Raw genomic sequence first — 12,156 nt, forward strand, 5'->3', positions numbered from 1 at the left:
ACTACATAACCCTCTTTATCAATCTGCTCGTCATCGCTCCAGGTTCCTCGACGAGAAAGGACTTATGGCAGTCAGATGACATGTACTCTATAGAAGAATGACCAAACCAGGTGCATCCTCATCAAGCCCGGATAACCGGGAGTTTAAAGGCATCCTTATCAAAAAAGAGGCATTCACCGCTATTCTAACAGGGGACAAGGTCATCCTCTCGCCTGAATCCGGGGTGGGAACGCGGCGTGAGTTCCATCGGTCAAGCCTCTTTGATGCGGTCCCTGAGCTGAACCCGGACGGGCTCCCCTCCATCGCTCTTGCAATCAACGCGGGAGGGATCGTACGCCGCATGATCGTTGCATTTCCGGAATGGGCCGGGGGAATATCGTCCCGGGACCGTTTCGGAGAGATGCTACACCTGATGATGCAGGGAGGTTGTACCCCTCCGCAGGTAGCCGGTTCAACGGTCAGGATTAAAGGATCAGAATATAAATTAGAGATCCTCGAAGACGGGATTACGATCACACCTGCATCGGGGGGAGGAGCTCCGCGCATCTATCAGCGCTCTGCAATCGTTGGGTGCAGAAGGGAAGAGGGAGAGCTTCCATCACTTCTCCTCCGGATCCATGCCGGTGGTGCAGTCAGGGAGATGATCCTCTCTTTCCCGGAAGGGGCGGTTGCACGGGATCAGGCAGATACAATGATCCGACAGTTGCTTCCTGTAGCAAAGGCTCAGAAGAGGGAAAAAGAGCTGGTATATATCGATTCAATCCCGGGAGTCGTCATCAAAGGCCAGACCTTTACAATAGGAATCGCTGATGCCGGCATCAGGATAACACCCGGATCCGGGGAGGGGGCCGAGAGAGAGTTCCTCCGATCGGATCTCTTTGATATCGTCTCCGAGTTCACTCCTGATGGCGAATATTCCGCTGTACTCGCCATTATGACCGGAACCGGTGTCCGCAGGATGAACATTACCTTCCCGGCCGGGATGGCCGATCGGGATAGGGCAGTCAGATATGTGAAAGAGATCATTGATGGGGTGCCACAGACAGCTCCAACTGATCACACAAAGCGAGAGAAGAGAGCCAGTGAGAAGGAATACCCGATATGCCAGCGATCAGGGCTGATGACCCCGGAAGGGAGGCGGGGGCTTCTGCTCACCTCACAGAGGCTGATCATCTATGAGGGAGATGAGCAGAATGTGGCGATCATCAGAGAACACCCACGCCGTTCGATTCTTGACGCATCACCCTGCATTGACAGCTCGGGAGAACAATCGATTCTTATCTCATTCATCGGAAAGGAGAAAGAGATAGGACAGCATCACCTGACCTTTGGAGAGGGGGAGGAGCGGGATGCCTGGATTGTCCTTCTGACCTCCGATGAGACACCGCCACCCCTCATCGAAGAGGAAGAGCCGGAGATCACCCCTCTTGAAGAGAATAGTGGAGAAAACAGACAGGAGGAGGAGACGGATGAAGATCCCGAATATTCTCCGCCAGATAATGAGAGCGGGAAACCCCCGTCACCAGAGCGGTGTCCGGTCTGTAATACAATCCTCACCCCCGAGAGCCCCTGGTGTGATATCTGTGGCATCAGACTCTCATCTGAAGGAGACTGGAGAGAGTCGGGTGAGGAGTCTCCATGCATCGGGATATCCCCCCCACGTGAGTTTGGAAGGTTTCTCACATTTCTCATCGCACCCTCCGGTGCAGGACAGTTCATTGACGACCCTTTGTATAAACCATTCCTCGTCTTCATATCAGCAGTCCTTCTCTGTATCTTCAGCAACCTTCTGGCGATTGCAACAGTGTTCCGGTATTTCAATATTGATCCCTCGCTCTATCCGGTACTAACAGAACTGACCACAGAACCGGGCGCAGCAGCGTTTTTTATCCTGAATATCCTTCTGATCACTGCTCTTCTGGTTCTGGTCACAAGTATCATCGCATATCTCATCACCGGCAGGATTGAGGGGGGATTTGGAAAAATCTTCAGGATAACCCTCTATGCGATTCTCCCGTTTGGAATCGCAGGCCTCATCCCGGTCATCGGTATTCTCCTTGCCGCCTGCTGGTCCATCATCATCATCTCCATCGCACTCAGGAGTACCTTTGATTTTTCAGGTCCGGCATCCCTCTTTCCGCCCACTCTCTCCTATTCAGTATTGCTCACCCTGATCGTTCTTCTGCCGGGAGGTCTCCTCTGATGAGAGCACCTCTCCTTATTCTTCTCATCCTTGCATTCATCTGCACGGTCGCATCCGCAGCCTTCCCGACCATCACCAGCAACACCACCACAGGCGTGGTCCCGACAACCATCATCTTCACCGGATCGGTGGTGGGAAACGAAGAAAACCCAACCGACTGGTCATGGAAATTCATTCGTTCAGGCGACCCATCAAGCAGGCAACCTGTCGTTGCAAGCGGTAATCCGGTCACCGTTACCTTTGACCGTGCAGGAACCTGGCATGCGACCCTTCAGGTGAGCGTTGATGAAAGGCATCCGGTGAGTACACCCTATAATGTGATGATTTATGAGCGGGAAGCCGTACCCGAGCCCGGTTTCACAGCAAGCACCAGAACAGGTCCCGCACCGCTCACAGTCACCTTCACCGACAGATCGACGAATACTCCGACGAACTGGCACTGGGGATTTGGTGACGGCGCAACAGGGTCCGGCCAGGTGGTGACCCATACCTATACAGAACCCGGAACATATACCATCTCACAGAGAATCAGGAACCATGCCGGGAGTTTCTCAAAGACCTGGCAGAACCATATCACCGTCACCACACCTCCGGTTGCCGAATTCAGTCTCAACAGAACCGGTGGGGAGCCACCGTTTTCCGTCGCCTTCAGAGATACATCAACCGGTGGGATCATCAGCCGGGAATGGGACTTTGGCGACGGAACGAAATCGGATCAGATCAATCCGGTGCATACCTATACCCGCCAGGGAGTCTATACCGTCTCGCTCACTGTTATGAATAGTAATGGAACTATGAGCCTGAGCAGAAATAACCTCATCATCGTCAACAGACAGGCGATAACAGACTTTGCAGCCAATGTGACAACGGGGGGAGCACCACTCTCCGTTCAGTTCATCGATCTCACAAGTGGCAGCCCGAACCAGTGGATCTGGGATTTTGGGGATGGCAAAAAATCGATTGTGCAGCATCCGGTACATACATACCAGAACCCGGGCACATATGCAGTCTCTCTTGTAAGTTCCGGCAGGCAGGGAGGTGGAACACTCCGCAGAACCGGGTATATCACCGTCGTCACCCCTCCAAAAGCGGCGTTTGATGCAGATATCACCTTTGGATCCGCACCTCTGGCCGTTCAGTTTTCAGATCGCTCCACAGGATCTCCGAAAGAATGGATCTGGAATTTCGGGGATGGAACAACCAGCATCAGACGCCATCCATCCCACACCTATACCGGCGAGGGGGTCTTTCCGGTATCGATGACGATCAAAAATGAGTTTGGTACTGATACCATCTCCAGAATGGGATATATTACCGTCATGCAGCCGACACCTGCACCGGTAGTAATGGTGAGAGAGGCGGCCGAACCGATCATTGAGGAGAATCAGACTGTTGCAGCCAACTTCTCCCTGGAGATTCCACTGAAACATCCCGGTGCTGCAATTGCCGAATTTATCAGACTGCTCGAGGATCTGATACGAAGGTAGCCGGAAGATAATCCCCACCAACAAATATAGTTTATACATTTTTTCATAAAACCATTTAAATAATTTAAATCTGATCCTTCAGATATGAGTTTTAAGACCGAAGTAATCGAGAAGATCGCTGCATTAATGACCGTTGCATTCGGACTTATCGCAGCACTTGCCTGGAACTCATCAGTTCAGGCACTCTTTCGTGAACTGTTTGGAACACAGGATAATTTATCGGCGATGTTTGGATATGCAGTCCTTGTGACAATTCTCGCCGTTCTCATCACCATATGGATTGCACGCATCTCTGCAAAAGCACTGCAGGAGGAGAAGAAGCCAGAGTAAGAGAAGAGAATCTTATGGAAGATACTCTGGCAACAATTCCTATCCTCATTGATATACAATTGTCAGAAAGGAGCCCCTGTTGGAGGCTCCTCGTCATCTAATGAGTGAGGATCAATTACCCCCCTCAGAAGGAAGGAAATTTCTGAAAAGGTAATGATATAGAATACCCATCTGATCAGGGTGTCTTCGAATGACTTCTGTGGAGACCGGAGAGTTCACAGGATGCCCCGCATTCAACACCATTGACCACCCTGTATGCATCTGCAAGGACGGCGGCATTGGCGAGGAGACCGGCGATGAGCACTGTTTCAAGGATCTCTTCACGGGTTGCTCCCTTCGCCTGTGCTGCCCTCATATGATAATCGACACAGTGGCTGCATTTTAAGGCAGCTCCGACAGCCATGCTGATCAATTCGACCACTTTCGGTTCAAGTGTCGATAACTGGGTGACCGAGTCCTTATAGAGGAGATGCGAGATGAGAACCTCCGGCCTCTCCCCCATTCTCTGAAAGATCAAAGGAACCGCACCGTACTCGCCCTCAATCTCCTTCAGCCAGTCCTGGGCTGTGGAATCCGTTCCTTTCTCCTGTATCCGCTTAATAATCGTCTCGAAATTCATTCCCGTCTACACCACGATATGAGTCTCTGAAAAGGGTTTGATCCGAACCAATATGTAATCACGCATTCGCGACGGTATGACATCTGCGATATCACTAACGGTAACACCCTCTTCCACCGGGAGTCGCCGTATGGTCTCTGCATACCGGGTAAATGGAAGTTTCACACGGACTCCGGCAAGCTGTACTGTTATCGGGGTCGGGGAGAAGACCTCATCAATCTCAGGAACACCCTCCTGGATAACATCCTGCAACCGTGCAGGAGAGACCGAGAGGGGATCCTGAGCCAGTTCGTCACGGGAGAGATCAAGGACGCGGGCAACCTCCTCCACGACAGCGTCAAGCCTCCCGATATCTGCTTCTGTCCTCGTCCTGTGCATGAACCTCCCAAGATTCCCAACATATCCTGCCGCAGGCGGATCGGTGATCCTCTTCAGCGCATCGACCGGTGGTGCACCGGTCAGGATGACCGGGACATGGACCCCGCGCCGGAGGCCGTTAAACTTCTCCTGAATACAGGTCTCGAAGTTACCAAGGACATACACGGCAACATCGTGCTCATTGATGACATCCCGCTCTTCATCATTCAGCTGTGAGATACGTTTGCCAAACCCGCGGGCGAGACCGACCATATTGGTCTTTGCACCGACGGTTCTGAGATACTCTGCAATATCACAGGCAGAGTGGGGAAGATGGTGAATCTCAAGGCTGGGGATGACAACGGCTATCTCTGTTCCGACAAGGGGAGAAGCCGTCACCTCCCCGGCGAGTGGGCGGACAAATGACCTGAACCGCTCAATATCATCTTTTGGGATCAGAACCTGAAGGACAACCTCCTGGGCAATATCATGTTTCTGGATGATATAGCCTCCAAGATCCTCGATATAATCCATTACCTCATCATGCCGGTAGACGCCACCCCGGAATGTGACCGGTACAAGAATCATTGCAATTCCTCCCCAATCAATCCAAATTGTTCAGAGACAATACCCTCGATGACGTGTTCAGGGAGGGTATTTTCACTGGCGACATAGAAGAACCGGCGTTTCCCATATGACTCCCGCCGTACCTTGAACCCCTCCGGTGCGATCACCGTCAGCGCATAGATAAGATCCCGAAAGACGGTGTCTGCCCTGTTTGCCACCTCCATACCCTCAAAATCAGCCGGGATCTCAGTATCACTGATAATGATGGTAAACCGGTCCGGCTGGTCAACATGATCGTAGCCAAAGATGGTATTGAGTTTGACCAGCAGCTTTGCCAGATGGGTCTCATCCCGGACAGATATCGTTGCGGAATCTGCCTGCCTCTGGACAGAGCCGACATCAGAGACCTGTATGGATCCTCCGGCATCCCGGATCGTCCCGACGGCGACGAATATCGGAATTCTCGGATCTATGAAGATCCTGAGTTTTGAGACGACTGAGGTGAGGTTATGATCCTGAAGGACGGTCGAGGTTATCTGTTTATAAATATCCCGTCCCGCTTCCTCAAAACACTCCACCTCATAGCGATCCATCGTCGTCACACGAGATCACTCCTTCCCCTTATCAATGAATCCCGAGGCGAGGAGGGCAGAACCGGTCGCTCCGATATACTGGGAATGATGAGGTACCAGGATCTCTGTCTGGAGGAGATCCCCCATCGCCTTGACAAGACCTTCTATCAGGGATGTACCACCGACCATGATAACCGGCTCCCGGATATCAATCTCCTGCAGTTGCTGTTCAAAAACCTGTTCAGCTACGGAATAACAGGCGGCAGCGGCGACATCTTCAGGGGTGCTGCCGGACGCAAGGGCATTGACAAGGCTCTGGGTTCCAAAGACAATACAGTAGCTGTTCATTGGAACACCATGTCCGATACCTTTCATTGCGAGAGGACCAAGTTCGGTAATATCGATTCCAAGACGTTTTGCTGTCATCTCAAGGAAACGCCCACTGGCTCCGGCACAGATCCCGCCCATCGTAAATGTTCCAGGAATGCCATCAATCACCGAGATAGCCTTGTTATCCATTCCGCCGATATCAATCACCGTTGAGGGCCCATGCTGCCGATCTGCCAGATACACAGCCCCCTTGGAGTTGACGGTCAGTTCCTCCTGAATGAGATCCGCCTTCAGGTGCTTACCAATGAGGAACCTGCCATAGCCCGTCGTTCCGATCGCCTCGATATCATCGATAGTCAGACCAGCCTCTTTAAGGGCAGCTTCCACGGCCTCATCTGCGGAACGGAGAACCTCGGTCGTCGGCACCCAGCCTGTTCCGATGATCTCGTTCTCCTTCATAACGATACACTTCGTTGTAGAAGAGCCGGAATCAACACCCATCGTGATCCCGGACTGCTTCTCCCGTGCAAGAAGCGCACGGCGGCGTGCTATCGTCGTCAGGGCCTCCATCCGCGTCAGAAGGGTTCCTGATGTCGTCCGTTCCGTAAAGGAGTATGAGACGACCGGAAGCTCGGAGTTCTCATGAATATACCGGCGAAGTTCATTCCTGACGATCGCGGCCTCGGCACACCGGAAACAACTTCCGATGAAGACGGCATCAGCATCGACCTTCCCGGAGACGAGAGCATCAGCACGGGCAATAGCCAGTTTCAGATCAGGGCTCTTCACATTGAGGCCAAATGATGCTTCACTCTTCTTCAGATCGGCAAGTGAGATATCAGGATAGAAGAGCTGGGCATCAACAGATGCAGCGGCCTCTGCGATCTCATTCTGTACACCCGAGTATTCTGCCCCGCAGGTGAGCTGTGCTATTCTGACCGGCCGGCTCATTCTTCACCGCCTCCAAGCTCCTTCAGGAACGATTTTATGGATGCAACGAATGCGACACCTTCGTCCTGCGTCTTTGGATAAACAAGATCAAGGATAGGTATCTCTTTCTGTTTCAGCCGGAAGATGAGAAGTTCGTTCGTCCTGGCACATCCCATGCACCCGAAGGCAAATTCCGCATCGTTTACGATGATCGCTGCCTCGGCAGCGTCAAGGAGCGGTCCATAGACGGACATCCTGCCCCTGACTCCGGAGGGTACTTCGACCGCGGCCCACCGGAGGCCTTTCTTCGGATCTTCCGGGGTTATCTGGAGCGGTGGGGAGTCGAATCCGGGTGTCTGAATATGATCGCGAATCGAGAGTGCTGATCCGAGTGGCTCATGCCCGAACCTTGCAACAAGATCCGATAACATCAGGCTTGTTGCAGGATATATGAAGACTTTTACCATAATCAGGCCTCCTCTGTTTCTATAATTGTCGAGAGATCGTCAATATCGAGCGGGGATGCTCGTCTGATCGGTACGGCTGCTTTCAACAGATCATTATCATTCATAGTATCAGTCTCTCGTAATCCGTATGATATGAACCGTGCGAGGCCGATCTCATACTCATGCCCGAGGTATCCGGGCCTGGCACCACCAAGATTTGCCCGGCACCGCCGTTGATCGCCTGGAGGGAACCCCCGATCCTTGACGAAGATATGATAGGGATCAAGCTTCCTGAGCGCATCGATGATCCGTGATACTTCATCGGGGGATCCGGTCACCTGAATACCAAAGCAGGTCTCCTTGATCATAACACCCATCGCAACCTCGTATGCGGCGATGGCCAGATCCTGTGGGGTGGTATCCGGGGAATCGACAAAGACATACTTCGTCACGCTACCGACATACTCTGGTATATACTCCTTCATCTCTTCACCTCCCTGATATAGACGATATCTCCCTCTTTAAATTCCTTCAGTTTTCCGACATCGATGAGACTGCCGATGATATTGGTTCCCTCAAATGGCTCTCCTGTTGGTCCAAACTCATTGTTGTCTGATGTTCGAACACCGACGAGCCCTGCACCACGCCGGGAGGCATTCGTCATGGCAAGTGAGTTTGCCGGGATAGTATCAACCGGGATATTCTCCGGGATGATATTGATCCGCTCGGGAATCTCGGGTTCAAAGAGCCAGACATCCTCAAATGTGAAGAAAAACGGGAGCATCCCGACGGAGTAGAGTTTCAGGCCGGTGAACCTCCGGAAGATATCGACAGTTTTTGGCGCTTTCTTTTCATCAAGGGAGATATCGATGACATCACCTTCTCTCATCGTCATCAGGCGGACATGGCCGGCTGCAAGAACCTCCAGTGTGGTTGCCGGATCCTGATCGATGATGATCCGATCCGATTCATCCATATCAGACTCGATCTCAAACGATATCTTCCGTTCTTTCAACAATGCAAGCGCATCATGAATGTGCATTCCTCGAAGATCAAGCCGTTCCGGCTCGGTGACGACGGCGCATGCCTCACCATCACCGATCAGTCGGACGAGTTCGATCCCGTGTGTCACCTGCCCGACCAGGGTATGATGTGCGCTTGTTGCCACATCCTCCCGATAGATATACATTGCACCTGAGTTTCGCCCTTTTGTCCTGACGGTGACAGCCCCTTCGTAACGTGGGCGGGTCTGTTCCTGGGGCACTTCAAGCCGGCCGAGATGGAAGTCCATGCAATGGGTTGATGTGGTCCGATCTGCATGATAGACGCCATTTTTAAAGCAATAGAGGAGATGCTCGGCAGAGCGTGCAATCCTGGAATCTATCGAGCCTTCGGTATACCCGTCAGCCCGTATCCGGATATATGAGATGATCTCCATCCCATCCTCAAGCGGGAGAGAGAGGTCGGTCGTTGTGACGGTGTGGGTCGAGTCGGCCCAGCTGATCATCCGCTCGATCTTTGTTATTTTGTCGCCGGTCGTCAGCCGGTCTATCACCGCACGGCCAGCGATCACCCGCCCGATGATCCCTCCATCAGATGATGCCCCGTGATCTGCCAGGTGGTCCTGACGCGAGAGGATCAGGTAGGAACGGTCCGGGTCATACCCGCCGCAACCGATGATGAGATCTCCACGTGCATACCGCGAGGGGGATCGTGAAGGAGTAAAAGAGGCTGGAAATGGTCCAAAAGCAGCCGCATAGCGGTCAGCCCAGTGAATGGCTGAGCCCGTCGCCTCATCATCCGGATCCGGAAGTGACACATTTGAATCCGGAATCTCGACAACGAACTCACCAGCCGAGGTGGCGACCCGAAAATGGCGGGTCACCTCCTGGGAGACGATGCCGGGTCGGATCACCGCAACAGAGAGTCCGGGTTGATGCCCAGGAAGAATATCACTGAGGCAATCACCTTCATTGGCAGTGATCTGACTGCCATCCAGGGTAATGCGTAGCATAACTACTCTCCCTGTACGGCACGACTCATAATATCCTTCTCCTCCTCTGTGAGGAGATTCATAATCTCAGTTGTCGTCCCGATGGAGACGATCTTTCCACCCCGCATCAGCGCACAGCGATCACAGATATCCTGGACAAACTCCATATCATGAGAGACGACGATGAAGGTCTCCTCCATCTCCTCTCTTGAATGCAGGATAGAGTGCTTGACATCCACCTTTGTGATCGGATCCATGGTTCCTGTCGGCTCATCAAGGACAATGATTCTCGGCTCACGAATCAGCACCTGTGCCAGGGCGACCCGGTGACGCTCACCCTCAGACAGGGTATTTGGAAGACGATTTAAGACAGCCTGCCCTTTCTCCTCAGAGAAACCCGCCATCTTCAGGGTGATCATCGCCTTCCTCATCGCGAGCTGTTTTGGAAATTCAAGGCCAATCGAATCGGTGAGATTATCAAGAACAGTTCTATGCGGAAAGAGATCATACTCCTGATGGAGAAGGCCGATATACATCTTTGCCCGGCCGCGGTACTGGTATCCGGGCCGCCCCATATCGACCCAGTCATCGCCGATCTTAATCTCAAGCTTCCCGCTCGTCGGCTCCAGTATACCAGAGATGATCCGTGAGAGGGTCGTCTTCCCGGCCCCGCTTGTGCCGATAATCCCAAAGATCTCCTTCTCCTGTATCTCGAAGCTGACGCCATCAACCGCGCGGATCACCCCACGGTCAACAGAGATGTATCGCTTCTTGAGATTATCAGATTTGATCAGGGTATTCCCAAGCTCGGGCTTTGTAAACACCTCATTATCATGGTGTTCTTCCATGAACTTCTCAATCACCTCTTGTGGAGTTCCGATTTTTACGATCTCACCATCAGAGAGGAGGAGGGCACGATCAGAGACGTCTTTGATGGCACTGGCAAAGTGAGAGGTGATGATCATTCCCATCGAGGCTGAGGATGCGGCTTCCTTGAGCATTTCATGAACAACCCGCGCCATCTTTGGATCGAGGGTTGCTGTCGGCTCATCAGCAAAGAGAAGGAACGGCTCCTTTGCCAGCTGACGCGCAAGAACAACACGCTGTTTCTCACCGCCGGATAGATCACGTGCAATATGCATCATCCGATGGGATAATCGGACTTCATCGAGGAGATCTGCGGCGCGGGAGACGGCTTTCCCGGATGGATAGCCGACGTCATCAAGGGCACGCAGAACATTTTCAATGACACGATCATTTCCATACAGCGCAAAGGTACGCTGGAACATGATGGCGGTTCGTTTCATCAGATAGCGCCGTCTCGACTCATCATCATTCCATAAATCGATATCTGCCGGCTGAAGCGTACCGCCGGAGCAACGGCTGCATACACTGCCCGCGGCACTCTGTAGCTCAACCCTGCCACAGGCATCACAGACCGAAACATGATAGATGATTTTTCCGCTGGTCGGGGGTTGATCGATCCCACGAATCAGATGGATCAGAACAGTCTTTCCAGCACCACTCCTTCCGATAATGCCGACGGTCTCACCTTCTTCGATTGTCAGATTGATGTTATTGAGTACCCGCGCGCCATTAAATTCCATGCAAAGGTTTTCGACAGTGATGAAAGGTTTCATAAATTGCCTCTTGAGATAGTATGTAGAGGAAGGAGCATATTAGTCTTTATATAGGAACAGTACTGCCAGGTTCTGAGCGTGCTATCCCTTCGACGATACCAATCACCTCACATACCTCAGTGATGACGTAGTCTGCAGTGTTGAAGAGGGCTTCGATCCGCTCGCCAGACTGCTGTTCTGAAAGTATAGCAATATCCGACTCACGCATCGCCCGGAGATCATTTATCCCATCCCCGACCATCAGCACTGTGCTGTACTCTTTCTTCAGATCCTGTACGATCTGGGCCTTCATCGTCGGGGTGGCGACACCATAGATCCTGTCACGGGGAATACCAAGGTAATCCCCCATCCGTTCAAGTTTTGAGCCGCGATCACCAGAGGCGATGAAGGTAGCCACTCCCAGCTGATGCAAACGCGTTATGGTCTCTTTTGCACCCGGAAACGGGCTGCCGCCGGCGGTCAGGGTGAATTCGATGGCACATGTCCTGATATTCAGGATTGCGCCTGAATTGATGGCCATGATCGGTTTGTGCTTGCTGCACCGGACCCATACATCCCGGATCGTCTCCTGGAGATCACCAACAACAGCATGTTCCTCATGGTAGAGAATAGCAGCAACATCATCCTGCGTGATCACCTTCCTTCCACAGGAGATCCCAAAGTCAATAAAATGCTCTTTCAG

General features: G+C 52.4%; 12 protein-coding genes. 3 read left to right on the forward strand and 9 right to left on the reverse strand.

Translation table 11 applies throughout. The annotated features are described in order from the left end of the window. Positions 1 to 97 precede the first annotated feature (97 nt). The 3 genes from RJ53_RS08600 to RJ53_RS08610 all read left to right on the forward strand — a co-directional run bounded on the left by RJ53_RS08600 (position 98) and on the right by RJ53_RS08610 (position 4,020). Positions 98 to 2,203 carry a hypothetical protein gene (locus tag RJ53_RS08600; protein ID WP_211531211.1) on the forward strand — a complete coding sequence of 702 codons (2,106 nt, stop codon included), beginning with the start codon at positions 98 to 100 and terminating at the stop codon, positions 2,201 to 2,203. After that, positions 2,203 to 3,690, forward strand: coding sequence for a PKD domain-containing protein (locus tag RJ53_RS08605; RefSeq protein WP_211531212.1), 1,488 nt, complete (start codon positions 2,203 to 2,205; stop codon positions 3,688 to 3,690). The genes RJ53_RS08600 and RJ53_RS08605 overlap by 1 nt, the downstream gene beginning before the upstream one ends. Before the next feature lie 84 nt (positions 3,691 to 3,774). Continuing rightward, entirely contained in the window at positions 3,775 to 4,020 is a 246-nt protein-coding gene (locus RJ53_RS08610; protein ID WP_211531213.1) for a DUF5654 family protein, read from the forward strand. A gap of 175 nt (positions 4,021 to 4,195) precedes the next feature. On the opposite strand, the gene RJ53_RS08615 is transcribed toward RJ53_RS08610, so the two are convergent. The 9 genes from RJ53_RS08615 to RJ53_RS08655 form a co-directional block, all read right to left on the reverse strand. Then, positions 4,196 to 4,639 (reverse strand): carboxymuconolactone decarboxylase family protein, encoded by a 444-nt coding sequence (locus RJ53_RS08615; protein WP_211531214.1) that lies wholly within the window; start codon positions 4,637 to 4,639, stop codon positions 4,196 to 4,198. 6 nt (positions 4,640 to 4,645) lie between these two features. After that, the gene (locus RJ53_RS08620; RefSeq protein ID WP_211531215.1) at positions 4,646 to 5,584 is read right to left on the reverse strand and encodes a methanogenesis marker 7 protein; all 939 of its coding nucleotides are present in this window, start codon (positions 5,582 to 5,584) and stop codon (positions 4,646 to 4,648) included. Then, the gene (locus RJ53_RS08625) at positions 5,581 to 6,156 is read right to left on the reverse strand and encodes a methanogenesis marker 17 protein (protein ID WP_246496057.1); all 576 of its coding nucleotides are present in this window, start codon (positions 6,154 to 6,156) and stop codon (positions 5,581 to 5,583) included. Before RJ53_RS08625 ends, RJ53_RS08620 begins: the two co-directional genes overlap by 4 nt. A gap of 15 nt (positions 6,157 to 6,171) precedes the next feature. Further along, complete coding sequence (locus RJ53_RS08630; protein WP_211531217.1) at positions 6,172 to 7,416, reverse strand: methanogenesis marker 15 protein; 1,245 nt, start codon at positions 7,414 to 7,416, stop codon at positions 6,172 to 6,174. Beyond that, the gene (locus tag RJ53_RS08635; protein WP_211531218.1) at positions 7,413 to 7,862 is read right to left on the reverse strand and encodes a methanogenesis marker 5 protein; all 450 of its coding nucleotides are present in this window, start codon (positions 7,860 to 7,862) and stop codon (positions 7,413 to 7,415) included. Before RJ53_RS08635 ends, RJ53_RS08630 begins: the two co-directional genes overlap by 4 nt. Positions 7,863 to 7,864: 2 nt before the next feature. Then, positions 7,865 to 8,326, reverse strand: coding sequence for a methanogenesis marker 6 protein (locus RJ53_RS08640; RefSeq protein ID WP_211531219.1), 462 nt, complete (start codon positions 8,324 to 8,326; stop codon positions 7,865 to 7,867). Beyond that, positions 8,323 to 9,855 carry a methyl-coenzyme M reductase-associated protein Mmp3 gene (gene mmp3, locus RJ53_RS08645; RefSeq protein ID WP_211531220.1) on the reverse strand — a complete coding sequence of 511 codons (1,533 nt, stop codon included), beginning with the start codon at positions 9,853 to 9,855 and terminating at the stop codon, positions 8,323 to 8,325. Before mmp3 ends, RJ53_RS08640 begins: the two co-directional genes overlap by 4 nt. A gap of 2 nt (positions 9,856 to 9,857) precedes the next feature. Further along, a complete protein-coding gene (atwA, locus tag RJ53_RS08650) occupies positions 9,858 to 11,474 on the reverse strand; it encodes a methyl coenzyme M reductase system, component A2 (RefSeq protein WP_211531221.1) in 1,617 nt (538 codons plus the stop codon). A 46-nt stretch (positions 11,475 to 11,520) separates the two neighbouring features. Next, positions 11,521 to 12,156, reverse strand: a 636-nt coding sequence (locus tag RJ53_RS08655) for an HAD family hydrolase (RefSeq protein ID WP_211531222.1), incomplete at its 5' end; no start/stop codon positions are given.

This window comes from Methanocalculus chunghsingensis (assembly GCF_018132105.1).
Lineage (GTDB): Archaea > Halobacteriota > Methanomicrobia > Methanomicrobiales > Methanocorpusculaceae > Methanocalculus > Methanocalculus chunghsingensis.